This window comes from Aneurinibacillus danicus (genome assembly GCF_007991215.1).
In the GTDB taxonomy this organism is placed as follows: domain Bacteria; phylum Bacillota; class Bacilli; order Aneurinibacillales; family Aneurinibacillaceae; genus Aneurinibacillus; species Aneurinibacillus danicus.
In genome coordinates this window covers 1-26,702 of sequence record NZ_BJXX01000169.1, presented here as the reverse complement: position 1 = coordinate 26,702, position 26,702 = coordinate 1, and the positions used below count along the sequence as shown (strand labels likewise).

The 26,702-nt window shown below is 46.2% G+C and carries 26 protein-coding genes, 1 pseudogene and 1 riboswitch; of the genes and pseudogenes, 19 read left to right on the top strand and 8 right to left on the bottom strand.

Features of this window, described 5'->3' with window-relative positions; translation table 11 throughout:
* Positions 1-68: 68 nt before the first annotated feature.
* Positions 69-1,136: a tartrate dehydrogenase gene (locus ADA01nite_RS18040; protein ID WP_146811820.1), complete on the top strand. Its 1,068-nt coding sequence runs from the start codon at positions 69-71 to the stop codon at positions 1,134-1,136.
* Between the two features lie 71 nt (positions 1,137-1,207).
* Here ADA01nite_RS18040 and ADA01nite_RS18035 read toward each other — a convergent pair whose 3' ends face one another.
* The gene (locus ADA01nite_RS18035) at positions 1,208-1,531 is read right to left on the bottom strand and encodes a DMT family transporter (RefSeq protein WP_146811819.1); all 324 of its coding nucleotides are present in this window, start codon (positions 1,529-1,531) and stop codon (positions 1,208-1,210) included.
* Between the two features lie 313 nt (positions 1,532-1,844).
* Between ADA01nite_RS18035 and ADA01nite_RS18030 the strand changes: the two genes are divergently transcribed.
* The 3 genes from ADA01nite_RS18030 (at position 1,845) to ADA01nite_RS18020 (ending at position 5,042) form a co-directional block, all read left to right on the top strand.
* On the top strand, positions 1,845-2,996 hold the full coding sequence (locus ADA01nite_RS18030; RefSeq protein WP_146811818.1) for a thiolase family protein: 1,152 nt from the start codon (positions 1,845-1,847) through the stop codon (positions 2,994-2,996).
* A 33-nt stretch (positions 2,997-3,029) separates the two neighbouring features.
* Positions 3,030-4,547 carry a class I adenylate-forming enzyme family protein gene (locus ADA01nite_RS18025; protein WP_146811817.1) on the top strand — a complete coding sequence of 506 codons (1,518 nt, stop codon included), beginning with the start codon at positions 3,030-3,032 and terminating at the stop codon, positions 4,545-4,547.
* 177 nt (positions 4,548-4,724) lie between these two features.
* On the top strand, positions 4,725-5,042 hold the full coding sequence (locus ADA01nite_RS18020) for an MGMT family protein (protein ID WP_146811816.1): 318 nt from the start codon (positions 4,725-4,727) through the stop codon (positions 5,040-5,042).
* Positions 5,043-5,122: 80 nt separating this feature from the next.
* Here the strand turns inward: ADA01nite_RS18020 and ADA01nite_RS18015 are convergent, their stop codons facing one another.
* The 3 genes from ADA01nite_RS18015 to ADA01nite_RS18005 all read right to left on the bottom strand — a co-directional run bounded on the left by ADA01nite_RS18015 (position 5,123) and on the right by ADA01nite_RS18005 (position 6,939).
* Positions 5,123-5,341 carry a methionine aminopeptidase gene (locus ADA01nite_RS18015; RefSeq protein ID WP_146811815.1) on the bottom strand — a complete coding sequence of 73 codons (219 nt, stop codon included), beginning with the start codon at positions 5,339-5,341 and terminating at the stop codon, positions 5,123-5,125.
* A gap of 70 nt (positions 5,342-5,411) precedes the next feature.
* Positions 5,412-5,855, bottom strand: coding sequence for a PaaI family thioesterase (locus ADA01nite_RS18010; RefSeq protein ID WP_146811814.1), 444 nt, complete (start codon positions 5,853-5,855; stop codon positions 5,412-5,414).
* A gap of 484 nt (positions 5,856-6,339) precedes the next feature.
* Entirely contained in the window at positions 6,340-6,939 is a 600-nt protein-coding gene (locus ADA01nite_RS18005; RefSeq protein ID WP_146811813.1) for a nitroreductase family protein, read from the bottom strand.
* Positions 6,940-7,236: 297 nt separating this feature from the next.
* Here ADA01nite_RS18005 and ADA01nite_RS18000 point away from each other — a divergent pair, with 297 nt between their 5' ends.
* Positions 7,237-7,821, top strand: coding sequence for a guanylate kinase (locus tag ADA01nite_RS18000; RefSeq protein WP_146811812.1), 585 nt, complete (start codon positions 7,237-7,239; stop codon positions 7,819-7,821).
* 256 nt (positions 7,822-8,077) lie between these two features.
* Here ADA01nite_RS18000 and ADA01nite_RS17995 read toward each other — a convergent pair whose 3' ends face one another.
* Complete coding sequence (locus ADA01nite_RS17995) at positions 8,078-8,749, bottom strand: glucosaminidase domain-containing protein (RefSeq protein WP_146811811.1); 672 nt, start codon at positions 8,747-8,749, stop codon at positions 8,078-8,080.
* A gap of 264 nt (positions 8,750-9,013) precedes the next feature.
* Here ADA01nite_RS17995 and ADA01nite_RS17990 point away from each other — a divergent pair, with 264 nt between their 5' ends.
* Positions 9,014-9,859 (top strand): methyl-accepting chemotaxis protein, encoded by an 846-nt coding sequence (locus ADA01nite_RS17990; RefSeq protein WP_146811810.1) that lies wholly within the window; start codon positions 9,014-9,016, stop codon positions 9,857-9,859.
* Positions 9,860-9,966: 107 nt separating this feature from the next.
* Complete coding sequence (locus ADA01nite_RS17985; protein ID WP_146811809.1) at positions 9,967-10,788, top strand: squalene/phytoene synthase family protein; 822 nt, start codon at positions 9,967-9,969, stop codon at positions 10,786-10,788.
* A gap of 88 nt (positions 10,789-10,876) precedes the next feature.
* On the opposite strand, the gene ADA01nite_RS17980 is transcribed toward ADA01nite_RS17985, so the two are convergent.
* The gene (locus ADA01nite_RS17980; protein ID WP_146811808.1) at positions 10,877-11,974 is read right to left on the bottom strand and encodes a CdaR family transcriptional regulator; all 1,098 of its coding nucleotides are present in this window, start codon (positions 11,972-11,974) and stop codon (positions 10,877-10,879) included.
* Positions 11,975-12,129: 155 nt separating this feature from the next.
* Here ADA01nite_RS17980 and ADA01nite_RS17975 point away from each other — a divergent pair, with 155 nt between their 5' ends.
* From ADA01nite_RS17975 to ADA01nite_RS17965, 3 genes and pseudogenes are all read left to right on the top strand, one after another.
* The gene (locus ADA01nite_RS17975; protein WP_146811807.1) at positions 12,130-13,278 is read left to right on the top strand and encodes a glycerate kinase; all 1,149 of its coding nucleotides are present in this window, start codon (positions 12,130-12,132) and stop codon (positions 13,276-13,278) included.
* A 16-nt stretch (positions 13,279-13,294) separates the two neighbouring features.
* Positions 13,295-14,011: pseudogene (locus tag ADA01nite_RS17970) on the top strand (nickel-dependent lactate racemase family protein); the annotation flags it as partial.
* 203 nt (positions 14,012-14,214) lie between these two features.
* On the top strand, positions 14,215-15,522 hold the full coding sequence (locus tag ADA01nite_RS17965) for an amino acid permease (RefSeq protein WP_146811806.1): 1,308 nt from the start codon (positions 14,215-14,217) through the stop codon (positions 15,520-15,522).
* A gap of 99 nt (positions 15,523-15,621) precedes the next feature.
* On the opposite strand, the gene ADA01nite_RS17960 is transcribed toward ADA01nite_RS17965, so the two are convergent.
* Together ADA01nite_RS17960 and ADA01nite_RS17955 are read right to left on the bottom strand one after the other, a co-directional pair.
* A complete protein-coding gene (locus tag ADA01nite_RS17960) occupies positions 15,622-16,989 on the bottom strand; it encodes an alanine/glycine:cation symporter family protein (RefSeq protein WP_146811805.1) in 1,368 nt (455 codons plus the stop codon).
* A gap of 108 nt (positions 16,990-17,097) precedes the next feature.
* Positions 17,098-17,219: riboswitch (glycine riboswitch) on the bottom strand.
* A gap of 280 nt (positions 17,220-17,499) precedes the next feature.
* Positions 17,500-18,528, bottom strand: coding sequence for an LLM class flavin-dependent oxidoreductase (locus tag ADA01nite_RS17955; protein ID WP_146811804.1), 1,029 nt, complete (start codon positions 18,526-18,528; stop codon positions 17,500-17,502).
* 247 nt (positions 18,529-18,775) lie between these two features.
* On the opposite strand from ADA01nite_RS17955, the gene ADA01nite_RS17950 reads away from it, so the two are divergent.
* The 9 genes from ADA01nite_RS17950 to ADA01nite_RS17910 all read left to right on the top strand — a co-directional run bounded on the left by ADA01nite_RS17950 (position 18,776) and on the right by ADA01nite_RS17910 (position 26,620).
* On the top strand, positions 18,776-19,366 hold the full coding sequence (locus tag ADA01nite_RS17950; protein ID WP_146811803.1) for a molybdopterin-dependent oxidoreductase: 591 nt from the start codon (positions 18,776-18,778) through the stop codon (positions 19,364-19,366).
* 31 nt (positions 19,367-19,397) lie between these two features.
* On the top strand, positions 19,398-19,937 hold the full coding sequence (thiW, locus tag ADA01nite_RS17945) for an energy coupling factor transporter S component ThiW (protein ID WP_146811802.1): 540 nt from the start codon (positions 19,398-19,400) through the stop codon (positions 19,935-19,937).
* Between the two features lie 187 nt (positions 19,938-20,124).
* A complete protein-coding gene (locus ADA01nite_RS17940; RefSeq protein WP_146811801.1) occupies positions 20,125-20,928 on the top strand; it encodes an ABC transporter permease in 804 nt (267 codons plus the stop codon).
* A gap of 6 nt (positions 20,929-20,934) precedes the next feature.
* Complete coding sequence (locus tag ADA01nite_RS17935) at positions 20,935-21,747, top strand: ABC transporter permease (RefSeq protein ID WP_146811800.1); 813 nt, start codon at positions 20,935-20,937, stop codon at positions 21,745-21,747.
* A gap of 15 nt (positions 21,748-21,762) precedes the next feature.
* The gene (locus tag ADA01nite_RS17930; protein WP_146811799.1) at positions 21,763-22,740 is read left to right on the top strand and encodes an ABC transporter ATP-binding protein; all 978 of its coding nucleotides are present in this window, start codon (positions 21,763-21,765) and stop codon (positions 22,738-22,740) included.
* A gap of 546 nt (positions 22,741-23,286) precedes the next feature.
* On the top strand, positions 23,287-23,979 hold the full coding sequence (locus ADA01nite_RS17925; RefSeq protein ID WP_281286039.1) for a GntR family transcriptional regulator: 693 nt from the start codon (positions 23,287-23,289) through the stop codon (positions 23,977-23,979).
* A gap of 221 nt (positions 23,980-24,200) precedes the next feature.
* Complete coding sequence (locus tag ADA01nite_RS17920) at positions 24,201-25,172, top strand: U32 family peptidase (RefSeq protein WP_146811797.1); 972 nt, start codon at positions 24,201-24,203, stop codon at positions 25,170-25,172.
* A complete protein-coding gene (locus tag ADA01nite_RS17915; protein WP_146811796.1) occupies positions 25,156-25,482 on the top strand; it encodes a UxaA family hydrolase in 327 nt (108 codons plus the stop codon). The genes ADA01nite_RS17920 and ADA01nite_RS17915 overlap by 17 nt, the downstream gene beginning before the upstream one ends.
* Entirely contained in the window at positions 25,451-26,620 is a 1,170-nt protein-coding gene (locus tag ADA01nite_RS17910; protein ID WP_146811795.1) for a UxaA family hydrolase, read from the top strand. Before ADA01nite_RS17915 ends, ADA01nite_RS17910 begins: the two co-directional genes overlap by 32 nt.
* Positions 26,621-26,702: the final 82 nt, after the last annotated feature.

Here is a 26,702-nt window from a genome sequence, read left to right as displayed (position 1 = left end):
GGAACAAAAAATGCAATCCGTGCAGGGCAAGCTAAAAAAGTAAGTGTTAGAGAATGGGAGAGAAGAGCATGAGCAAAACATTCAAGATTGCAGTTATTCCTGGCGATGGGATTGGCCCGGAGGTCATCAACGAAGGGATTAAGGTCCTGCAGAAAGTGGCGGAACAAAGTGACTTCCAATTCGAGTTCACGCATTTTCCCTGGGGATGCGAATATTACGTAGAGCACGGCAAAATGATGGCGGATGACGGTATCGAACAGCTAAAATCGTTTGATGCGATTTATTTGGGGGCGGTAGGCTATCCGGGCGTTCCCGATCACATCTCGCTATGGGATTTGCTATTGAAGATTCGCAAAGAGTTCGACCAGTACGTCAATATCCGACCGATTACACTGCTGAAGGGAGCACCTTGTCCGCTGAAGAACGTGAAGAGAGAGGACATCGATATGCTGTTCATCCGGGAGAACAGCGAAGGCGAATACGCCGGTGCCGGGGATTGGCTGTTTAAGGGGAAGCCAGAGGAAGTGGTCCTGCAGACAGGCGTTTTCTCTCGCAAGGGAACAGAGCGGATTATTCGCTACGCATTTGAAACGGCGCAAAAAATGAAGAAATCGGTCACCAGCATCAGCAAAGGAAATGCTCTGAATTATTCCATGGTGTTCTGGGACCAGGTCTTTGAAGAAGTGAGCCGGGACTATCCGGATGTGCCAACCTATTCCTACCTGGTGGATGCGGCCAGCATGTTTATGATTACACAGCCGAAGCGGTTTGAGGTCGTGGTGACATCCAATTTATTCGGTGATATTCTTACCGATTTGGGGGCCGCCCTCGCCGGTGGACTTGGTTTGGCTGCCGGAGCGAATATCAACCCGGAGCGAGCGTATCCGTCTATGTTTGAACCGATTCACGGCTCGGCTCCCGATATTGCCGGAAAAGGCCTGGCCAACCCGCTTGCGGCAATTTGGTCTGCCAGTCAAATGCTGGACTTTTTCGGATACGAACAGCAGGGACGGATGGTGCTGGATGCAATCGAGCAATTATTGGTAGAAAAAGAGGTCCTTACCCCGGATATGGGCGGTACCGCTTCCACATCTGAAGTGGGAGATCGGGTGGTTGAGCTTTTGAACAATCGATAAGGATATGCGCGGACAGTCGGATGATACGAACTGTCCGCTTTGTTATGTAGGCTTCGTATGGGCGGTAGGTATCACGTGGATTTGGCAAAGTTTAGTACCATTACCCCCGCAATAATGAGAATCAGTCCAATGAGAATTTGCAGGTTAAAGGCCTCTTTCCAAACCACGACACCGATAATCGCGGTTAGCGCCGTTCCTATCCCTGACCAAATCGCATATGACATGCTGAGCGGGAGTGTCTGAAGTGCCAGGGAAATAAAATAGAAGGCCGATCCGAAGCCTGCCATCACACCCAAACTAGGCAGCAGTTTTGAAAAACCTTCTGACATTTTTAGCATGGAAGTTCCAAAAACTTCGCTCAAAATCGCAATCATTAAAAATACATAGCCGTTCATGATGTATCCTCCCCTACTTAAGCTTACCTTTGGATTTTCATCCAATTTATAACGTATTCCCTCATTGTAATTCATTATCTCACAAAAGGGGTTATTTTCGTATTGAGTAAATGTTCCGGACCTAGAAGATGGCCATGGCTTTTTCGCCGCAGTCCCGACATGAAAATCGTGGGAAGAACAACTGACTTTTGCGGTACGAAGGAAAAGAGAGAAAAGAACGAGAGAATGATTTCAGGGAATAAATATGTGAAAAAATAAAAAATTAAGATAATATAGAGAATAGAACGGAAAATAAGCATAAGGGGGAAATACAGTGCGAGAAGTAGTCATTGTCGAAGCAGTACGAACGCCGATTGGGAAACGGGGAGGCGCATTGAGTGCCATGCGTCCCGATGATTTGGCGGCACAGGTGTTGAAGGAGTTGGTCGTACGCTCAGGAATCTCTTCTGATATGATTGAAGATGTCATCATGGGGTGCGTATCGCAAAGCGGAGAACAGGCCGGAGACATTGCGAGAGTCGCCGCTCTGCTTGCCGGCTATCCGATTGAAGTACCGGGTGTCACTATTGATCGCCAGTGCGGGTCCAGCCAGCAGGCTGTCCATTTCGCCGCCCAGGCCATTCTCAGCGGGGACATGGACATTGTCGTCGCGGCCGGTGTGGAAAGCATGTCCCGTGTTCCGATGTTTTCCAATTTGCAGGGATCGGAATGGAACGAGAAATTAACCGCGCAGTTCGGTGCATTTAATCAGGGGATTTCCGCTGAACGAATCGCGGAAAAATGGGGATTTAGCCGGCAGCAAATGGATGAATTCGCTCTGGGAAGCCATCAAAAGGCGATTAAGGCCCAGGATGAAGGCTGGTTTGACCGGGAAATCATACCGCTCGATATTCAGCAGCCCGATGGGACGACCGTTCGCGTAACACAGGACGAGGGACCGCGTCGGGAAACGTCGCTGGAGAAGCTGGGCACATTAAAACCCGCCTTTCTTGAAAATAGTCGCATCCATGCAGGCAACGCCAGTCAAATCAGTGACGGGGCAGCAGCGCTTCTGTTGATGTCAAGAAGTAAGGCAGAAGAGCTGGGAATCAAACCGCGGTTTCGTATCGTGGCCCGTTCCGTCGTCGGATCTGACCCGACATTGATGCTGACAGGACCGATCGCCGCTACGCAAAAAGTGCTGCAAAAAGCCGGGCTTACGCTTAATGAAATGGATCTTTACGAGATAAATGAGGCGTTTGCCTGCGTACCAATGGTCTGGCTTATGGAAATGGGAGCGGACCCGAACAAACTAAATCCGAACGGCGGTGCGATCGCGCTTGGTCATCCGCTTGGCGCAAGCGGCGCGCGCGTTATGGTTACGCTGCTGCATGAGATGGAAAGAACCGGGGCCAAATACGGGTTGCAGGCAATTTGCGAGGGACACGGCATGGCAAATGCCACTATCATTGAGCGCTTAGACTGATAAAAAATAAAAGAAAGCGGGGTGAGACTGGACATGGCGACGTTCGATATATTGCTTCAGCATATAGAGCACCAACCTGAGAAAGCGATTACAATTTATGAAGGTCGTGAGACGAGCTACCGTCAGTTGGCGGAGAAGGCGCGCCGATTGGGAAGCTATTTCAGAAGCAAAGGATTGAATCAGGGAGATGCCGTCGCCGTATTGCTTGGCAATACCGATGTCTTTGTTACCTGCTACTTTGCCTGCCAGGCGGCCGGCGTAAGTGTCTTGCCGATCAACACACGACTGGCCCCGAGAGAAATCGAGTACATCCTAAACCATTCAGAAGCGAAGCTACTGGTGTATGACCAAGAATTCAGCGAAACGGTAGAAGAGCTGCTGCCTTCTCTTCCCTTTCTTACGCATTTCATTCATGTAGGGGGAGAAAGCGTGCTTCGAGGCATAGATATTCAGCAGGCGATTGACGAGAGCGAGGAGATGCCTGCGGTAGTTTGCCAGGGAGAGGATACCGCCGTTATTTTCTATACGTCGGGTACGACCGGAAGACCGAAAGGAGTCATGCTCTCCCACGATAACTGCGAAGCCATTGCAAAGATGTGGGCAGAGGCAATGGAACTTACGAAGTTCGAACGGGTTCTCATTGTCGCTCCGCTGTTTCACTGCGCGGCTGCCCACGTGTTCATGCTGCCCACAATTCAGGCGGGCGGTACGCTGGTGATTGAAAAAGGATTCAGCCCGAGACAGACCATGGAAGCCCTCCAGCAGCATGAGATTACGGTATTTTTCGGCGTGCCGGCAATGTACACGCTGCTGTTGAATCAACCGGATTTACATGCGCTGCATGTACCGCATCTCCGCATGCTGACTTACGGGGCGGCGCCCATGCCATATGAATTAATCAAAAAAGTAAAGCAGATTTTCCCTCAGGCGAAGGTGCAGAATTTATACGGACAAACCGAGAACGCGCCGGGCGCCACTACACTGAAGGACCCGCATGCGCTCACGAAAATCGGTTCCGTAGGCCAGCCGCTGCCGGGATGCGAAGTATGCATTGTGGATGATGAAGGATTCGAGGTTCCTGTCGGAGAGGTGGGAGAGATTGCGATCAAAGGCCCTCATGTCATGAAGGGATACCTTAAAAACCCGGAAGCGACCGCACTCGCGATGCGCAACGGCTGGATGCTGAGCGGCGATCTGGGACGCATGGATGAGGAAGGATTCTTATATATCGTTGACCGAAAGAAAGACATGATCATTCGCGGCGGTGAGAACATTTATCCAATTGAAGTAGAAGAAGTGCTGTTTGAAATTCCGACGGTGCTTGAAGCAGCGGTCATCGGCATGCCGCATGAGGTGTATGGGGAAGTGCCGAAAGCCTGCGTGGTCGTAAAGGAAGGAAATACGCTAACAGAACAAGAAGTGATTCAGTTCTGCGAAAAAAGGCTGGCCAGGTATAAGGTGCCGGTTCAGGTTGAATTTCTCGAGGCTCTGCCGCGCAATGCAAGCGGAAAAGTGCTAAAAACGGTATTGCGGGAGAAACAAGGAGAATAATGGTTGAGAGGCGGTTGCTACGAAAGAGCCGCCTTTTTTTCTGTGAAAATTGTGAGGAAAGAAGGAGAGAAAGAGGAAAGGAGATCCAGGGAAGAAAAAGGCATTCGCCTTTTTTCACATGGTGGTTTTGTAAGAGAGCATTAAAAAATCCAGTGAAAAAGCGAAAGGAATTAAATCATGAGTTTTTTTACAGAAAGAGTAGTTGAAATGATTAAAAGTATACCTGAGGGGAAAGTGATGACATATGGTCAAATTGCAAGTTTAGCCGGAAGCCCTAAAGGGGCGAGACAGGTAGTTAGAATTCTCCACTCCATGAGTAAAAAATATAATCTTCCCTGGCATAGAGTGATAAATTCAAAAGGCGAGATTGGCTTTAAAGACGATGAGTCATTTACCGTACAAAAACTGCTTCTCGAAAGTGAAGGGGTAGAATTTATTGATAATAGGTGTATAAATCTAGAACAATACCAATTCCATCCAGATGTATATTCGTAAAGAAAAACAACCTCTTTTGCACCTGGTTGTCGAGGTGCAGAAGAGGTTGTGTTTGCCCGCTTACGTATGTTTGTTTTTATTCAACTATGCCGCCCATTCACTTTAGCCCAATCGGAAAACAAACCGCTGCCATTGCAGCCAGGGCAATCATATCGGTCGATGTAGGCGAACTCGTGCATGATTAACGGATTAGCCCCTATTCCATTACAGTCGGGACATTTTCCTTGCGCCTGCATTTTCGCTATCTTCTTTTCATATAATGCCGCTTTCCATTCAAATAGGACATTGAACAACCTCATTTTATCCACCCCGGATTTTGTTTACTTTCATTATGTGGAAAAAATGAGATTTTAAACATCAATGTGTTCCCTATTTTTCGGTTCCTTTTGTGAAGCGGTAAAATGTTCCGGATGTTGTGCTCACGACTTCTCCCTTTTCATTTTCAATCACGCATTCGGAGAATACTACTTTATAACCATCCTTTACATACCTGGCTGTGGCAATGAGTTTACCGCCTGTGGTCGCTTTTAAGTAGGACGTTTTTAATTCCAGCGACACGTAAGGGCCATCTTTATAGCGGAAATTTAAATGGCCAATCGCGGTATCAGCCAGATAGGTAAGAATACCGCCATGAACGGTGCCGAGCGGATTAAACATAGTTTCAGTAACAGGGCACTCGATTCGGCAGATTTTCTTTTCGTCGTCATATGAGAACGTAAAGTTGAAGAGATTAAACAGGAATACTTTCTCTGGTGAGATTTCGGCTTGCAGCCAAGATGTTTTGACATGATCTAAAAATGTTTGTTTATCCATAATGTATCTCCTGAACTTAAAATATTTCTATAAATATTAAAAATTCTAAATGATTACTATGTAAAAATCCTGCACACATATTTGACTGGCTTTCCTGACTACAATGTAGAATGATATTTAATAATCCTTTCGAATAATCCATCTCATCCCTTTTTTCTCTGTTTGATTCAAGCAATTGAAACGGGCTGCGCTATTTGCTTTTGTCTCTTGCTTTTTCATTGAGTAATCGTGTCGCCTACTTCCGCTGTATCCTCCCCCGTATATTGATTGGCAGCAAAATGAGCGATGGCTCATTTCTAGCTTAAATAAAATATTCTGCAATAGAGTGGAAAATCCTTTTAATCGCCACAAATAAAATCGTTTTATATTTTCCCTCCATTGTAAGCGAGGAAAAACGCGCGGGGCGTATGCCAGCCGTTGCTTTTTCCGTGTGGAGCGTGTGACCCGAAAAGAGGGAAAAGACCGGCAACGCCCGCGTGTTTTCTTATTTGAACACTTTTATGCGCTCTTCCAACGGTTGGAATAACTTCTCACCCGGAGGGGCCGTCGGCTTGCCAAATGGCATTTGCGCAAGGAGTTTCCAGGAACTTGGAACGTTCCATTCTTTTCTCACATCATCGTCGATGAGTGGATTGTAGTGCTGTAAGGAGGCACCCAATCCTTCGAGTTCCAGTGCGGTCCACACAACATATTGAAGCATACCGGAAGACTGCTGCGACCAGATAGGGAAGTTATCTTTATACAGGGCAAAATCTTGTTGGAACTTCTCAATTACACTGGTGTCTTCAAAAAATAAAACAGTTCCGTACCCGCTTCGAAAAGCGTTCATTTTTTCTTCCGTTGGGACAAATTTATCTTCAGGTACTATTTTTCTCAGCGTTTCTTTTGTTATGTCCCATAATTTATCGTGATGTTCGCCCAGTAGGACAACGACGCGTGCACTTTGCGAGTTAAAGGCGGAGGGCGTATGTTTCACAGCATGGCTTATCACTTCCTGAATTTTCTCATCTGAAATGACAGGGTCTTTGCTAATCCCGTAAACGGAACGCCTGTTTTCTACAGCTGAATAAAAATCTTTTGCCATGAAAACCTTCCTTTCAATTTATAAGTAAGTACACTTAAAGCTTACCCAGAGTTTTACAAGGGTAATCTATTTATAACGGAATTTTTATGGAAGGGGGGTAAGAACGAATAAACTTTATTCCTTGCCCGGCTAAATATAAAGAAAAGGAATAGAAAAGAGCATATACATAAAAAGGAATTTTATTGAAAAAAGAGAATATAACTTATATGACCTGCACTTCCTCATTAACTCATTGCATATATGGTAAGATGGATTCAATTCCGGGGACTTTACTTATTCTCAAGGAGGTTATAAGCCATGTTGAACTTGAAAGAGAAAGAGTTTATCTTCGTATTCACAGGTCCGGACGGAGCAGGTCGTAAAACGATTGCCGAAATGATTTTTCGCAGTCTTCACATTCCGCATGTCGTCTCTTATACGACCCGTCCAAAGAAGCCAATGGAAGTGGAAGGTCATGACTATCATTTCATCACCGAAGAAGAGTTCCATCAGGCCCAGAAAAACAACGAGTTTTTAGAGAGTGTTGTGATGGACGGGTATCACTATGGCATCAAAGAAACCGATATTGTCTCTTTGTTTAAAGAAAACCACAGTGTTATCATGGTATTGAACGCGCAAGGAGCAGAAACTATGAAAAAGCTGTACGGGGATAAAGTGCTTCGTTTCTTTATCTACGCCGACAGCGAAACGGTGCTGGATCGCCAGAAGCAGCGCGGTGACTCGGAAGAGGATATTAAACGACATCTTGCACACTACCAAGAGGCGATGGAGTATAAAGAGAAGTGCGAACATATATTTGAAAATTTTGATTCTTCTCATACTGCTTTCGAGATTACAAAGCTGCTTGAAAAATATTTGGATGTACAATTTCTTGAAGAATAATGTTCTATACGTGCAATAAGATTTATTATGAAACAAAGGCCGGAATAACACACTGTGTTCACTCTCTTGGCTAAAATTAATGGGCGTTCGTCCGCGAGTCGCAGAAGATGGAAACAACGGTAGGAACAGAGAAAGCCAACCTTGAAAACCCGGGGTTGGCTTTTTTAAATGCACTGGCAAAACAACTTAATTGACGACAGTAAAAATATTGTGTAAGAACTGAAAAGAAACCCGCGAAATTCTCTGCGGGTTTTGGCTACTGTATAGTTTCTTTCGGGATAACAGGCATACTAAGCATTCTGGAATAAATATCCAGGATACTTTCCCCATAGCCTTTCCCCGGAACCGCCCACTTTCCGTTTAAATCCTGCCAATTCGGTGCTGTGCCTCTTGCCACATATTTAAATCGGGGGTCAATGAGTACTTCATTCTTTGGCAGATTGCTTTTTGTAGCATAGGCATACAAATGCTGGATATGGGCACGTACACCCTGTTCCGGTGTTTGAAAGTAGTTTCCCTTATTTGTTTTACTATTTCCGGTAGCCCCGATGCCAGCATAGTTATGTTGATTCGCCTGCACAATACCGCCAAATCGATGGTATCCGGTTTCTTTAAGCATCTGGCAAAAAGCGATGTCACCACGGATTCCATATATATTTCCAATCTCTATGTATAAGCGAGGAAGTTCGGCCGGAAAAGCAGGATTTACGGAACGGGCAAAAGCAAGCATCTGTTCCTCTGTAGCTATTGAAGCCCCTGTAATCGTTTGTTTTTCCTTCACCGATAGACCTGTCGATGATGAAGGGAAAGAAAGGACAGGGGCCGCATTGCTTTCAGCATACACGCTATCTTGATTGGAAGCTGTGACGATTCCACTACTACACACAAGACCGATAACAATTGCCGTACATGTAATCTTTCTCACCATATGTATTTCGTACAATTCCTATCAAAAAATAAAAAGGTTGTACATCGGTCCTCCTTTTTCTTTTCTCTTTCTTTTTAATTAGACGCTCCTTTCTACCTTTAGTTGCATATTTTCCCTATTATTCTATCATTCTGTATCTTTGTATGAAGAAACAAGTGTAAGTTGACGAGTATATATAATAGGAATATTATAAAGAAATGTAGGAATAAATTAACTTTTCATAATGATTAAACAGAAAAAGACAAGAGTTAGGGGAGAAAAAAGTTGCATTCTATCCTTCAAAGTATTATAGATGTAATGAAAATTTATCAGGCTGGCTATCCTGAAGATGCATGTCTGTTGCTTTTTGACCATGAGAAACTAATCGGGTATCTTCCGGGAGAGAAATTAGACTTTAAGCTTCCGCTCGGAACGCGCATCGAAGATATAAAAGGCACTGTGGTGGAAAAAACATGGAGAACCAGGTCTTCGCATCCGCTGCGTGAGGAGCGCGGTTCGGAACAATTCGGCTTTGCCTACATATCGACAGCGGTCCCCATCTTTGATGAAGGAAACCTCATTGCGATTTTCAGTATGGTTGTATCTAATGAAAAAATGGACACGCTTCGTTCGGCTTCGACTGATTTAGCCACCACGATCACAGAACTGACGACGATAACCGACCAGATCGCCCACGCTTCCAGTAATGTAGCCAATTATGTGGAAGAGTTGTCCGGTCAGTCTTTATCTGTGAAAAATGACATCGAGAGAATCAGTAGCGTTCTTTCGTTCATTCAAAAAGTGTCTACGCAGTCTAAAATTCTTGGATTGAATGCTTCCATTGAAGCGGCAAGAGCCGGAGAGCACGGACGGGGTTTTTCCATTGTCGCTAAGGAAATTCAGAAGATGTCGGAACAAAGCAGAACGGCTGCAGAAGATATTACCAACCAGCTTGAGAATATAGCAAAGTCAATTACACACATAAGCGAAGCCATTCAACAAATTGCCGCACATACAGAAGAAAACGCGGCGACTTCAGAAGAAATGAAGGCAGCCTTTGATACGGTTTCTTACACCGCAGAAAAATTGATGCAGGTGGTTGAAAAAGGCATGGGGGCTTCGCAAACATAGCTGGTAGTGGCGGAAATTTGTCAGAATGTGAAATCCTCTTTTTGAGGTTCGAGATATAGGGTAAAATAAGAAGATACTTGTAGAGCCGAAAAGGAGTATTGTTCAACATGACAGATACAGTGGAGTTGCGCAAAAGAGCCATGGAGATGCTGCTGGCCACCAGCCGTACTTTCTTCATTCCCATTAGCCACCTATCGCAAGGATTACAGGAAGCAGTTGCATCGGCTTACTTATGCATGAGAGCGATTGATGAGATAGAAGATCACCCGGAGCTTCCATCCGATGTCAAAGTTTCTCTGCTGCGTTCGATCAGCTTACTCTTAGACAAGCCTATCGAAGACAAGGCATTCACGGAACTTTTTAAGCCGTATACATCCTTCCTGCCTGATGTCACCTTACAGTTCGGGGACTGGGTGAAGCTGAGTCCGCCTTCCATCGAGCCGAACATCCGAAATGCAACGGCGATAATGGCAAAAGGAATGGCTGATTGGGTTTCTAAGAATTGGCACATTAAAAACGAAGAAGATTTGGATTCGTACACGTTTTATGTTGCCGGTTTAGTAGGCATTTTGCTCTCGGAGATTTGGGAGTGGCATAACAGCGATATTAAAACGGACCGGGAGCTGGCCATCGGCTTTGGCCGCGGGTTGCAGGCGGTCAATATTATTCGCAACCGCGCGGAAGACCGGACCCGTGGGGTGGACTTTTTTCCTGACGGATGGGAAGCAGAGGAGATGTTTGCCTATGCTCGCCGTAACCTGGCATTAGCAGAGGCATATTCGAAGAGCATTACGTCCGATTCGATTCTTATGTTCTGTCGAATCCCGCTCCTTCTCGCACACGGTACGCTTGACGCTTTAGAAGCGGGCGAGGAAAAACTCAGTCGTGCCGAGGTAACGGAGCTGGTTCGACAGGTGACCGGATTCTAGGCGCTTCGATCGCTATTGAATGTACGAATGAGGGCGGCAGAATGCCGGGTGTTTCGATGCCAGGCAGTCTGCCGTTTTTATTGGCCCGTTATTCGGATTTCTTTTTCAATCGGTACATCCAGACGGCCAATTGCAAAGAAACGGCATCCTGAAATATCTGCGGATTGTACCCCGTTTCCTGATTAATCTTTTTCAATCGGTATACAAGTGTATTGCGATGAATATACAGTTTTTTTGCCGCTTCGCCAATATTTAAATTGCAGTCAAAAAAAACTTCCAGCGTGTTCAGCATTCGCTCAGACAGGTGGGCCAACACGCGGCTGATGTATTTTTGTTTCACCTGTTCATCGAGCCGGTCAAGAAAAGCTTTCGTTTCGATTTCAGGATAGCTGATAAAGGATTGTTCCTTCTGTCCCAGCAGCAGTGCCCATTTTGCCTCTTCCAGTGAAAGCCGGATGTCTTCCTGTTGGCTAACGGAGGTTCCAAGGCCAATCCGAAAAGGGAGATGTAGATAACGCAGCACCGACTGCATGCTTTGCAATTTCTTCCTCACCTCTTTCTCCGTCATGTGCGAGGTCAGAATAAAGAGTCGGTTCGCGCTTACGAAACCGGGAAGAACTTGTGTGCCCCCTAGCGTTTCCTCCATCCGTTGAATCAACTCCTGGTTGGTAAATGGATTCTCTTCAATTTCCACCAATGCCACCTGGAAAGGAGGCTCCAGTCTAATGTTGAGCAGATTGAGCCGTTGTTCGATGAATTCCTGTCTTGGGTTCGCAGAAGTAAGCTCTTCAAAAATGCGTTCTTTGAGCCGCTGTTTCCATTCCAACTGGGAGGTCAGAAAAGACTGGGTAATCATCATCTCTGTGCTCATTTTGACTAGCTCCCCAAACTCCGCGATTTCTTCCGGTTTTCCGGTAATCCCGATCACTCCGATGATACGGTTCTGAAAGGTAATGGGAAGATTGATCCCCGGCTGCGCTCCTTGCCAATATTTCTGACTGTTTTCATAAATGACAACCGGTTTTCCGGTGGACAAGACCTCCAACGCTCCTTCATGAATCCGGTTGACGCGTTCCGGGTCCCCTGAAGCGATGATCGTTCCCGAATGATCCATAATATTAATGTTCCGCTTTAATCGAATCATTGTTTGCCGTACAATCTCGCCCGCCATCTTTTCTGTCAGCATGATGCATTCCCTCTTTATGAATCGCTATTATTTATATAAAACAAAATAAACGAAATATTTGTTGTATTATTTGTGTATCATACACAATGCTTTCTTGCAATCCTATTATTATAATAATTATAAAAAGTGAAAGCATTTTATAATGAGGTGTGGATATGAAAATTGTGATTGCGCCGGACTCCTTTAAAGGAAGTGTGTCCGCCTGGGAAGCATGTGTAGCGATCGAGCGCGGAATTAAAACGGTGCTGCCAGAGGCAAACACGGTTTTGGTACCGGTTGCAGATGGCGGGGAAGGGACAATGGACAGCCTGGTGATGGCGACGCGGGGGCGCGTTGTCGAACACTGTGTGACCGGCCCTTTGCATCAAGCGGTGCAGGCGGCTTATGGCATTCTCGGCGATCAGGAGACCTGCGTCATTGAAATGGCCAGCGCTTCAGGATTGTGTCTGGTTCCGCCGGAGCAAAGAAATCCGCTGATTACGACCACATACGGAACCGGAGAGCTCATCAAGAAAGCGCTGGACGACGGTTGTCGAAGATTTATTCTGGCGATTGGCGGAAGCGCTACCAATGACGGGGGATGCGGGATGCTGCAAGCTCTTGGTATGAAGCTGCTCGATGACAGAGGAGAAGCCATCGGTTTCGGCGGAGAAGAGCTTGGGCGAATTGCCGTAATTGATACGGAGGGTTTCGACCCGAGAATTGCCCAATCTGAATTCTTAATCGCAACGGACGTCCAGAATCCGTTCGTTGGCCCGCAAGGTGCGTCCCATGTTTTCGGACCGCAAAAAGGGGCAACACCGGAGATGGTGGATAAGCTGGACCGTTATTTAACCCATTGGGCGGATATTATCGAAGCGAAAACAGGCATTCGGCTCCATGAAAGGCCGGGTGCAGGAGCCGCAGGCGGGATTGGGGGCGCATTTCAAGCGTTCTTTCCCGGGGAGACGAAACGGGGGATCGACATCGTTATCGAGCATACCAGGCTGGAAGAGAAGCTCGAGGGAGCGGATCTTGTCTTTACGGGAGAAGGACAGATTGACTTTCAAACCGCATCCGGGAAGACGCCGATGGGCGTAGCTCAAGCAGCGCAGAAGCACGGCATTCCGGTTTTTGCTCTGGCAGGTTCCGTCGGTTCTGGCATCGATGTGCTATATCAGCAGGGAATTTACAGTATTCACAGCATCATCAATGCGCCAGTGACACTGCAGGAGGCAATGGAACGAGCCTCCGAATTGTTAGCGTTTACCGCAGAGCAAGTGCTTCGTACCTATCTGGCATCATCTAGTTATCAACGTGGATAGATGGCAGCGAAAAGCGGGCATTGCCGGCATCGAAACGATTATGACCTTCCATAACGCACGGATGATTGGAGATCCGCTCTCAACCTGGGGCAATATGACGGATAACCCGGTACAGGATATGGCCCGTGAAGTTAATCGGATGTGCAAACCGGATTTCATGTTGAATGTGACGTTAAACCGGGAGAAAGAGATTACGGCTGTATTTGTCGGAGAATTGTTCGAAGCCCATAATCGCGGCTGTGCTTTCGCAAAGGAACATGCAATGCTGCGCTGTGATGAGCGCTTCGATGTGGTGATTACCTCCAATTCCGGCTATCCGCTGGATCAAAATTTGTATCAGGCTGTAAAAGGCATGAGTGCAGCCCATAAAATTGTCAAAGAAGGCGGTACGATTATCTGTGCGGCGGAATGCCGGGATGGACTTCCTAATCACGGGAATTATGCAGAAATTTTACAGATGCGTAAAACGCCGCAGGAAATCCTAGATATGATTAACGATCCTTCTTTCAAAATTTTTGACCAGTGGCAAGTGCAGAAGCAAGCTGTGATTCAGGTATGGGCGGATGTGTATGTCTACTCCTCGCTGCCGGATGAGGATGTGGAAAAAGCGATGTTTAAGTACACGCATAATATTGGGCAAACGTTAGCGCAGCTAAAAGAAAGATACGGCGAAGAGATGACCGTTGCCATTCTTCCGCTGGGCCCGCTTACCATCCCGTATGTTGAAGAATAAAGAAAACAAAAAACAAAGTCGTTTCTCGATTCGGAGAACGGCTTTGTTTTTTGTTTTCTTACTTTCTCATTTCATGCTCATTCTTAAGAAGGGTGAACGAGCATATCTCATGGGATTTTTTTCTGTATTGTGTAATCGATAAAGTCGTGGTAGTGTGTTTAAGTTACAGTACAACACAGAGAGTTGAGTAGAGGAGAGTTTGTATGAACACGAATGAGCAAAAACTATCTCGCAGTCTTAAAGCGCGCCATATTATGATGATCGCGCTCGGTGGGGCCATTGGCGCGGGCATGTTTAAAGGAAGCAGTACATCGATAACCTTAGCCGGACCTGGTGTAATACTGGATTACATTATTGGTGGTATCATTTTGCTTTTTGTAATGAAGGGGCTCGCCGAAATGGCGGTCCATAATCCAAAAGCGAAAACGTTCCGGGATTTGCTGGAGCCAGTGCTCGGCCCATTTGTCGGATATTTTTCGGGCTGGATGTATTTTCTTAATTGGGTTTTGGTCATGGCTGCTGAAACAGCGGCTGCCGCTCTGTTTTTACAATATTGGTTTCACGGTGTGCCCCTTTGGGTGCTATCCTTGCTTGTATCTATTGGGATTACAATCATTAACTTATTTCATGTGAATATATATGGAGAAACAGAATTTTGGCTGGCCGGTTTAAAAATTGCCGTCTTGGTTTTATTTATTTTGCTTGGTGGAACCCTGCTGTTTACCGGGTATGAAAATCATCCTTCTGTTGGATTTCATCATTTGACCGCTAACGGGGGATTCTTTCCAAATGGAATAGGCGGGCTGGCATCCGCTATGTTAGTTGTCATGTTTTCTTTTGGCGGAAGCGAAACGATTGGGATGACGCTCGGCGAAGCCGAGAATCCCGAGAAGGTACTGCCGCGTGTAGCACGTAGTGTAACGATGCGCATTTTAGTTTTTTACGTACTTCCGATTCTGATTATTGTGAGCCTTGTTCCCTGGAATGGTCTTTCTCATACAGAAAGCCCCTTCGTAACCGTGTTCGAGGCGGTTGGGATCCCTTACGTGGCAGATATTATGAATTTTGTTATGCTGACGGCTGTCTTGTCTGCAACGAATACCGGCATGTACGCCGCTTTACGGATGCTTTATAACCAGGCACTGTGCGGTCAGGCCCCAAAGTTTCTAGCGGCTTTATCTGAACGGCATGTTCCTATACGTGCTCTATTGGTCAGTATTGCTTTTCTATATTTTGGTGTTATTATCGCTTTTTTTACAGATGGAAAAACCTTCGATCATTTCATGGTAATTCCTGGTTATTCAGTGTTGATCGTGTGGATTTTATTAGCGGCGGCACATGTGCGAAGCCGGATACGCACCGGACAAAGGCTTCCGGTCGGGAGTTTGTTTGCCCTTGCTGCGCTGACCCTCATTTTTATCGGCGTCGTCCTTACATCCCCGCTTTATGGTACGCTCATAAGTATAGCAGTTATGCTGTTGATCGCACTTTCATATAAATTTCTGCGTTGAACGCAGCCAGGGAGCCGGAGCAATCGCTCTTTTTTATGGTATAGGAAAGTATATGTCACTTTACAGTGATAAAGTGACATATACTTTCCCTTCATTAGGTTAGCCTGCGATTTTCTTAGGGGATGTTTCTGGTTTTTCTGCTTGCAGGAAACGTTTTGTTTCCGCTACGACCACGCCGCTCAATCCGACCAGACCGATTAAATTTGGAATCGCCATCAGTCCGTTCGCGATGTCAGAAAAGGTCCATACCATCCCGAGTTTTAAATTCGTACCGACTGCGACCATACCGACAAAAATATAGCGGTAATATCGAACGGCACCTCGGCCCAACAGGTATTCTACGCATTTTTCTCCGTAGTATGCCCAGCCAAGAATTGTCGAATAGGCAAACAAAACAATCGCAATGCCAAGAATCATACTTCCGGCGCTGCCGAATACGGATTGAAAGGCTAACGTTGTCGCTTCCACACCGGTTTTTCCAGATTTCCAGGCGCCGGTTGTAATCAGTACTAGACTGGTAATCGTACATATGACAAACGTATCCAGGAACGTTCCTGTCATAGATACGAGTGCTTGTTTAGCCGGTGCGTTAGTTTTGGCTGCCGCTGCTGCAATCGGCGCGCTTCCCAAACCGGCTTCGTTTGCGAACACACCGCGCGCTACACCGATTTGGATCGCTGTCGCAACCGTGGAGCCGACAAAACCGCCAACAGCTGCCGAGCCGTTGAATGCGCCCGAGAAAATCAGCGAAAACGCTGCAGGCACTTCATCGATATGATAAAAGATAATGACCAAACCGGCGATAATATAGAAAAAAGCTTTCACGGGAACAAAATAGCCGGTGACTTTCCCTATTTTTTTAACCCCGCCTAAAATAACGAGAGCGATAAAAATAGCCATAATCACACCGGTCACAGTTGGAGACATAGAAAAGTTAATTTTCATCGCTTCAGCAACCGAGTTGGACTGTACCATATTTCCGATGCCGAATGAAGCGGTTGTACCAAAAATGGCAAACAGCACCGCCAGCCATTTTTTCCCCAGACCGCGTTCCAGATAATACATCGGACCGCCCGAATATTCCCCGTTCTCGCCCTTGATTCGATATTTTACAGCGAGAATGGCCTCTGAGTATTTTGTTGCCATGCCGAACAGGGCGGTAATCCACATCCAGAATACCGCACCGGGCCCCCCAATGGACACTGCCGTTGCGACACCGGCGATGTTTCCCATTCCGATGGTCGCCGCCATGGCGGTCATTAGTGCCTGAAAGTGGCTAATATCCCCGGCAGAGGATGTATCCTGTGATTTTCCGAACGCCACCTTATGGGCATACCACAGCTTGAAGAACTGCAGGCCCCGCAGGCGTACTGTGAGAAGGATGCCTGTTCCCACAAGCAGGATGAGGGTAGGCAGTCCCCATACATAATGATTGATTGTTTCTAACGCTTGACTTACCGTCTCCATCTCCAAATCTCCTTTGCCGAAAAAATAAAAAACCATTTCATTTAAATGAAATGGTCTCTGAAGATACAAGGATAGAAAAATAAACCGATTCGGAATCGGCATTTCCTGTCGCTTGTCCCTGTCCTTTTACCTGAGAGATTATCCGCCAAACAGGCAGATTTGCTCCTTCGGTGCTCTGTTTCCTTCATGTCGTTTGGGTGACAGAAGGGAGTCTCTCCAGAGATTCGTCCCCATACAGTTCTGCTTGTATTCAAGACCTGAGAGTTTCAAAGCTGTCCGACCAGCTTTTTGCCCCATCGGTAGATCGTTTGATCTTCTCCTGTATGGTTCATCCGATGTTATGTAATTAATAAAGGATATTATAGACACTTACAAAGAAAAAAATCAAGATGAAGGATAAAAGACGCTCTTTTTTAAGTATTTATAATAGATAATTTAAAGCAAAACAACGACGCTGTTCTTGGTGAAGGAACAGCGTCGTTGTTTTGCTTAGGTTCTAATAACAGTGAATTATGCGTTATTTTCCTTTTTGATAATCTCAGCTACGATTTCAAAAGAACGTAGACGGGATTGGTGGTCGAAAATTTGGGCAGTGATCATTAACTCATCCGCCCGGGTTTCATCTAAGAACGACTGCAGCTTCTCTTTAACCGTCTCGGGACTTCCGATGATGGAGGAGCCAAGCTGCTTATGAAGCACAGCCTTTTCGAACTCGTTGCAGAGTTCGTCTATGTTTTCTACTGGCGGCTGCAGTTTTCCAGGATTGTTTCGGATCAAGTTCAGGAATTGCTGCTGCAAAGAGGTTGCCAGCCAGCGGGCTTTTTCGTCACTATCCGCTGCAATGACGTTAACCCCGACCATTGCATATGGCTCATCAAGCACCTCTGAAGGGCGGAAGCTTTGGCGGTATAATTCCAGGGCCGGCAGCGTATTTTCCGGCGAGAAATGGCTGGCAAAGGCAAATGGCAGTCCGAGCTGTCCGGCCAGTTGGGCGCTAAAGCCGCTTGAGCCCAATAGCCAGATTGGAATATTCAGCCCCTCCCCGGGAATCGCACGGATGCGTCTCACTCCTGAAGTTAAAGACGGGTCAAAGTAGCTCCGCAGCTCAGCCAGTTGCTCGGGGAAATCCTGTCCATCGCTTCTGCTGTCCCGTCGCAAGGCATGTGCAGTGAGCTGATCGGTTCCTGGCGCACGGCCAAGACCAAGATCGATGCGTCCGGGAAACAGAGATTCAAGCGTCCCGAATTGTTCGGCAATCACAAGGGGAGAATGATTCGGGAGCATGATTCCGCCGGAGCCTACCCGGATTTTTGAAGTTCCCGCTGCCACATAGCCAATCACAACCGAAGTCGCTGAACTGGCGATGCCCGGCATATTATGGTGTTCGGCCAGCCAGTATCGCGTATATCCCCACTTCTCCGCATGGCGTGCCAGATCAAGCGTATTTCGGAAAGCATCAGCCGGAGTGCCGCCTTCGACAATCGGAGAAAGATCAAGCACGGAAAATGGAATATCAGATAGTCGTTTTGTGTTAGACATACTTTCATCTTCTTTCTTTATAATGATTCTGCGTTTAGCAGGTAAGCTCTCAAGTAGTTTAACTCTTTATGTATTACCACAAAAGCATAACTATATTCTATCAAAAAATATGTAGCATCTCAAAGTATAGTTATATATTAAAGTAAAGAGATGTATCTTGCATGGCAATCTGTATACCTGTATTATGTTTAAAAACAACTCGTTTGAATAAAGGACAACAGTCTGGATAGAGAAAGGATGAAGCAAAGTGGAAAAACAACTGCCTCCAGGTCAATTTGAAACCGAAAAATGGCCTATTCTTCACGAGGGAGATGTGTATGAATTTGATGAAGCGACATGGGATTTTAGACTTTTTGGTGAAGTGAAAAATGAAACCTCCTTGTCATTTGCTGAAGTGATGAAGCTGCCGAAGACGATATCGACGATCGATATGCATTGCGTTACGAGATGGTCGAAATTTGCTACCACGTTTGAAGGAATTGCGATGCGTGAGCTGGTAAATCTAGTGGAACTTAATGAAGGTGTAAAGTATGTCAAAATATACGGATACTATAACGGCGATCGGTTTGGCTATTCAGCTAATTTGCCGCTTGAAGCCCTGTTAGGGAACGACGCTTTGTTTGTTTATCGCTGGAAAGATCAGCATCATGAGTGGCAGGATATTAGTCCGAAGCATGGATATCCATTACGGTTTATCCCGCCGGCCTCCTTTTATTTGTGGAAAGGTGCCAAATGGGCTTCAGGGATTCGATTTATGAAAGAAGACGAAGCAGGCTTTTGGGAGGAGTTTGGCTATTCCATGACCGCCAACCCGTTTAAAGAGGAACGCTATCGTTGATTAAAGATAAAAATGTTAGGCAGGGGAATGTATGCAAACGAAAGCAACATTACGTTTTACAATAATGGCGCTCCTGGTCGCCATCGGCATTGTCGGCTCGAGCTTTCTCTGGTTTCCGGCCGGCGTTGCCAAAGCGTATCCCGTACAGCATGCGGTCAATATAATCGCCGCAGTAACGTTGGGCCCCGGACCGGCCGTCATCATTGCGTTCATGATTGCACTGATCCGCAATCTGCTTGGGATCGGAACCGTGCTGGCGTTTCCCGGAAGCATCATCGGCGCCTTGCTCGCTGGCCTTCTGTATAAATGGACAGGGAAAACGTATGGGGCGGCCATTGGAGAAGTGATCGGCACGGGTATCATCGGCGCGCTTATTTCGGTGCCTATTGCTTCGCTTCTTCTGGGGAAAAATGCGGGCGCCTTCGCCTTTATCCCTCCGTTTTTCATCAGCAGCCTGGCTGGCGCAATATTAAGCCTGCTGCTGCTTCCTGCGCTGAAGAAGGCGCTGCGTCAGGAGAACAGAGGAAAATCTTCCGCAGAACAGGACATGGAGAAAGCTTCCACGTTATAAGCAATCCCTTCGTCCGCAGAAAGGACAGGCGCACGCGTAAACGCTGCCTGTCCTTTTCTTCGCATACGTATAGTTTCCATTCTTTTATGGGACTGGAATTTCAATTGTTCCATGAAGTCAACTTGGATAAAATCAAAAATAAATATAGTATCAAAGCAATGATGAATAAATACTTGGGAGGGAGCAAATGAAACAGCTCCGAATGTATCTTGCGTTTTCCCGGAAGGCCTTTCAGCGTTCGGCAGCGTATCGATTCGATGCTTGGACCCGCTTGCTTTCCAATGTCATTTTTTTATGTATGTGGGGCTTTATCTGGTACGGGCTATACAGCGGGAAAGAGTCGGTTGCCGGTGTTTCGTTCGAATCGATGTTAAGCTATATCGTGATTAGCCAGATGCTACAGGGGATTCATGGAGCCGGTACACCGTTATGGGAAATTCAAGAGCGGGTGCGAACCGGCGATATCGCCATGGAAATCATGCGGCCTTATGATTATCCCACAAGAACCTTATTTTCTGACCTTGGCAACATTGCTTTTCATTTTCTGACGGCTGTTCTTCCTCTTTATGTGGTGTTGTTCTGGCTGTTCGATCTTTCTATTCCGTCGTCACTAACGCAATGGGGACTCTTCTTGATTTCTGCTGTGATAGGCTATCTGATTCGGTATAGTATTGAACTAACCTTTGGTTTATTTACTTTCTGGTTAATTGAGACAGGCGGGGTGGAAGACATTTTTTATTTTTCGATTTCCTTATTTTCGGGTTCTGTCATTCCGCTGTGGTTTTTTCCCGATTGGATGGAAAGCGTCGCCCGGTATCTGCCGTTTCAGGGCATTTTTTTTGTACCAAATTCCATCTTCACCGGGCAACTGCAGGGGCAGACATTGGTGGAGGCTCTCCTTGTCCAATTCGTTTGGCTCATTATTTCCTTTCTCATTCTTCGCTTTGTATGGGCAAAGGCGACCTCAAAGATTGTTGTTCAAGGGGGCTAAGAAGGTATGCTTGCATTTTGGCTAAGAGGCTATCGTCTTTATTTTCGCATGGTTGGTGCCAGCATACGCGCTCAAATGCAGTACCGCTATGCTTTTTTCATGAATATTCTGGGCTGGGCGATGAGCTATGCGGGGACGGCGGTTACTATGTGGGTGATGCTATCCTCGTTTAAAGCTCTGGCAGGCTGGACGTTCTGGGAATTGATTTTCCTTTTTGCGTTAGCCGTTCTTTCCTGGGGTGTATGTGTCCTTTTTTTCTCGCATTTTCGCAGTATGGATCAGTATATAGTAAACGGAACATTCGATCGTTTTCTCATTCGTCCGCTGCATCCTTTTTTTCATTTTATGGCGATGAAGTTTGATGTTGGAGCGTTTGGTCAGCTTTTATTCAGCATTGCAGCGGTCGTGATTGCCTACATTCAGCTTGGACTCGATTGGTCATTGTGGAAATGGGGAGTATTTCTTGGCGCTGTTGCCGGAGGGGTTTTCATTCAGAGCGGGATTGTGGTGCTGATTTCTGCTATCGCCTTCTGGACAACACGGTCGGAGCGGTTTTATTGGGTTGTGATGTTTCCCGCAAAAAGCATGATGAACTATCCCTTAACGCTGTACCCACGCATCCTGCAATGGCTCTTTATCTTTATTATGCCTTTTGCCTTTGTGAATTACCTGCCGGCCCTTCTCTTGCTGGACAAGAAACATCCTGTTTATTCACCGTACTGGGGCTCTGTTAGTCTTCTGGTTGGCATCCTGTTTTTCTGGATTTGCTACCGCATTTGGATGCTCGGATTGAGCCGCTATAAAAGTACCGGATCGTAAAGGAGAGGAGAGACGATGAACGCAATCGAAGTCAAGCATTTGTCCAAGCAGTACGTTATCGCGAAGCGGCAAGAGGGAATGTGGGGGGCGATCCGCAGTCTTTTCCACCGGGAATATATCACGAAGACAGCGGTGGAGGATGTGTCCTTTTCCATCGAAGCGGGGGAAATGGTCGGTTATATTGGCCCGAATGGGGCGGGAAAGTCGACGACGATCAAGATGCTGACCGGCATTTTAGTGCCGACTTCCGGAGAAGTGCGCGTAGGAGGGCTTGTTCCTTATAAAGAAAGGCAGAAGAATGCCCGGCAAATCGGTGTTGTTTTCGGACAGCGGTCACAGCTGTGGTGGGATTTGCCGACCATCGAATCATTTGAACTGCTCAAAGAGGTCTACCACATATCTGACCGACGGTATCGCAGAAATATGGACACCTTTACGGAAATTTTGAAATTAGACGAGTTTTTTCAAACCCCGGTCAGGCAGCTATCCTTGGGTCAACGGATGCGCGCTGATATTGCAGCTTCTCTTCTGCACGATCCGTCCATTTTATTCCTGGATGAGCCGACGATCGGGCTGGATGTGGTGGCGAAGGAACGAATGCGGACATTTATCCAGGAGATGAACAAGGAACGGGGCATTACGGTGATTTTGACCACGCATGACATGTCCGATATCGAGAAGCTGTGCAAGAGAATGATACTGATTGATAAGGGGCGTGTCATGTATGATGGAGGATTGGAAAAAATTAAGGAGCATTTCGGCACATCACGCATTTTAATCGTCGATGTAGAGAAGGATATAAGCCTGAACATCGAAGGGGTGGAGGTGATTCGGGAGGAAGGAATTCGGAAATGGCTGCGATTTAACCGTGAGGAATATACGGCTGCCCAGCTCATTCAACAGATTTCCGAAAAGACAGAGATTATAGATATATCTCTGCAGGAGCCGGAAATCGACTCGATTATCCGCCAGATGTATGAACAAGGGTTATAGGATTTTGCGTCTCGCTTTGCCTGCGCGAGAAAAATAAAACAAAGACGCTGTTCTTGTTGAAGGAACAGCGTCTTCGACTTTTGTGATATCTCATTACGAGGCGAAGAATCAGTGCGCCTAGCTCATACTTTTGAAGCATGTTTTTACCCCCTTCTTCTTACTTTTCGGTTCGTTATTAACTTTTAGTAAGTAAATATACAATGATAATATAAGTGTGTCAATATATATTTTCTAGATGACGTTGCAAAACGCATAGTCAACGAGCTTATGGCAACAGGACTGCTTTTTTATGCATTGTTAGACAAAGATAAATCTTGTGAGTGGGTTTGCAGACTAGAGAATAATATATCATTAAAATGTTTAATTTATTAAATAATATATTATTTTTAAATTACCCTGTAAGCTTCGAGAATGTTTTTGTGAAAAAAACTGTATATAATAAAGATTTTTACAAAAAAATTCACTTATTTTAAAAAAATAAATATTTCTGTTGACCAAATCATATATTATTTTATATAATTTTAATTAAATAATATATGATTTGGGGTGATAACCATAAACGAGAAGAAGTTAATTCCGCTTAAAAAGGAAAGAGGAGCAGCGGGAGAATATGTATACGAGGTAATTAAAAAGATGATCCTGGGATGGGATTTAGCCCCTGGGCAAAAGATTAATATTAATTCTCTTTCAAAGGAGATCAATGTAAGTCCAATTCCGTTAAGAGAAGCGCTCTCCCGGCTTCACTCGGAAAAACTTGTCGGTTTTGAGCCGAACAAAGGCTACCGGGTAAGCGATATTCTCGATGAAAAAAGTATGTCCGATCTGTTAGAAGCTCGTCTCTTAATTGAACTGTATGCAATTAGAACGGTAATCCAGTTTAATCGCTTATATATATTGGAAGAGCTGCGCGAACTAAACGAAAAGCTGTCTTCGCCAAAGGAAAGTATATTTCAAGAAGAGTTCCTTGAATTCAGTAAGCTGGATCGAGCATTCCATTTAACCATTATTCGTGCAGCAGGCAATCCGTTTTTGCTAGAGGCTTATGAAGCCATGCATATTCATTTTCACCAGGCTCGTTTCTATCATATTCGAGGCGGCATTGATCGACATGAGGGCGTCGGGGAACACCTGGAGATTATTGAGGCGATTCAAACTCGTGATGTATACCGGGCTGAATTAGCTGTGACAAATCACATAAAGGGTGCAAAGAACAGGTTAATGATAAAGAAAAGCCTGTAATTGTTACCCCTGATTTGCTTGCTGGACTACTCATGGCTGACGTAGCTCCGTTCCCCCTCTTCTCCTTTGTATTCTTTACAGTTCATTGGATGTAGAGGGGGGATATAAAACAATGGAAGTCTGGCAACTTACAAATTGAACTAAAGTATTATCAAGAAATTAGTAGCATGTCTTTAATAATCTAAATATTTAAATTAATTGAACGAAAGGAAGATAGAGTTATGGAAACGTCAAGAGAATTTCTTCGATCACTTGGATATCCGGGGGAGGATTTATACAGTCTTCCTTCTTCTGATAAACGTTTTCCTGATGGAGCGCAGTACCGGATTGAATTACCAAGCGTAGAAGGGCCGCGGGCTTTGGCAGCAACATTAGAGGAGATTGACCGTTACGGTATTACGGTACATCGCGTATCCCAAGGCAGCGGAATTATGTTGTTAACGGATAAAGAGATAAAAGAAATGTGCGAGATGACAGCACAGCGAAAGATGGAGCTAAGTCTGTTTGTAGGTCCAAGAGGCACCTGGGATATCAGTGCACAACCTTTCACCTCGGCCGGAAAAGTGATAGCCCTGCGTCACGAAGGAGCGGACCAGCTCGTCTATGCCATGGAAGATTTGCGTCGTGGCGCAAACTTGGGATTGCGCGGCGCACTGGTAGCTGACGAAGGGTTGCTTCTTCTCACGAAAGAAATGAAAAAGCAGGGATTGTTGCCAAAGGATTTCGTGGTGAAGGTGTCTGTTCAGATGATGGCGGCAAATCCGGTATCCATTAAGCTGATGCAAGATTTGGGAGCGGATACATACAACGTGCCGACAGCCCTTACACTGCCGAAATTGGCGGCGATCCGTCAGGTAACTGATATCCCGATTGATTTGTATGTAGAGGTTCCGGATGGATTTGGCGGATTTATCCGTTACTATGAAATTCCAGAGCTGATTCGTATTCTTGCACCGGTGTATATCAAATTTGGTTTAAGAAACCATCCTGACGTCTATCCATCCGGCAATCATTGGGAAGAGATTAACATCGCTTTATGTCGGGAGAGAGTACACAGAGCAGCGCTCGGTATTCAAATGATTGAGCGCTATTATCCAGAAGCGGTTACATCAAAACCGGGTGCGCCCGATCTCGGAGTTCCTGTGATTGCGCAGTCCAAAGCAGAGGAGGAACTATATGAGCGTCGTGTATAAGAACGTCATGATGAAACCAAACGACAATGTGGCGACTGCACTGATGAAAATTCCTGCAGGTGCGGTGGTTCGAGTCATATGCCAGGATAAGGGGTTTGAGATTGTGTTGAAACAGGAGATTGAATTTGGTCATAAGTTTGCGGTGGTTCCCATTCAGGCAGGGGAAGATGTTTTGAAATACGGAGAAGTCATTGGCGTTGCTTCTCAGGCCATTTTGCCGGGGGAGCATGTGCATGTCCATAATGTAGAGGGAAAAAGAGGGAGAGGAGACAGGACACATGCAAACGAATCATCAGTTATGGGGATATAGACGACCGGACGGCCGGGTTGGTATCCGTAACCATGTATTGATTTTGCCATCCATCGTTTGTGCAACACAAGCAGCAAAGCATGTAACCGATCTCGTTCATGGTACGGTATCGTTTGTTCACCAGCATGGATGCGCCCAGGTTGGTGTCGATTATGACCAAACATTTCGCACGTATGTAGGCATGGGGACCAACCCGAATGTCTATGGGGTTATCGTGATGGGACTTGGATGTGAAACACACCAGGCAAGAAGTGTTGCCGGTGAAATTGCGAAGACGGGGAAGCCAGTCGAAGTGGTTTCAATTCAGGATAATGGTGGTACACTTGGAGCGACTGCAGAGGCAGCACGAATCGCGACGAAAATGGTTCAGGATGCTTCTGCTCTTCCACGGGAGCCGTTTGATTTCAGTGAACTGATTGTAGCGACGGAATGCGGGGGCTCAGATGCCTGTTCGGGACTATCCGCAAATCCGGCCGTCGGTGTAGTCAGCGATATGATTGTCGATCGGGGTGGGACCGCTATTTTAGCGGAAACAACCGAGTTGATCGGGGCCGAGCACCTCTTGGCAGAACGAGCAGTTGATGAGCGAGTCGTAAAACGGGTGTACGAGGTCATCGAAGCGATGGAACAGAGGGCCATTATGATGGGCGTCGATATCCGTACCGGGAATCCGAGTCCAGGAAATCGCAAAGGCGGGCTGACGACCTTAGAAGAGAAATCACTTGGTGCTGCTGCCAAGGCAGGAACCAGACCGTTGCAGGAATTGATCGACTATGCCCAGGCGCCGACGAAAAAAGGACTCGTATGGATGGATACGCCTGGCCAGGATATCGAACAATTGACCGGAATGGTGGCCGGGGGGGCACAAATTGTGCTGTTCACCAGTGGCCGAGGTACGCCTACCGGCTCTCCAATCGCGCCGGTCATAAAAATTGCAACAAACTCGGCGATGTTTGAAAAAATGAATGAAAACATGGATATCAATGCGGGAACGATTGTAGAAGGGACGGAGTCGATTGAATCTGTCGGCGAGCGCATTTTCCATGAAATTGTATTGACCGCTTCCGGCAAACTGACGAAAGCGGAAATTTTGAAGCAGCATGATTTCGGTATTTACCGTATCGGGCCAACTTTCTAATGGAATGGAAAGGAGTTCATCATCATGGTAACTACGGTGCAGGTGAAAACATATCTAAATTACATTAACGGAGAATGGGTAG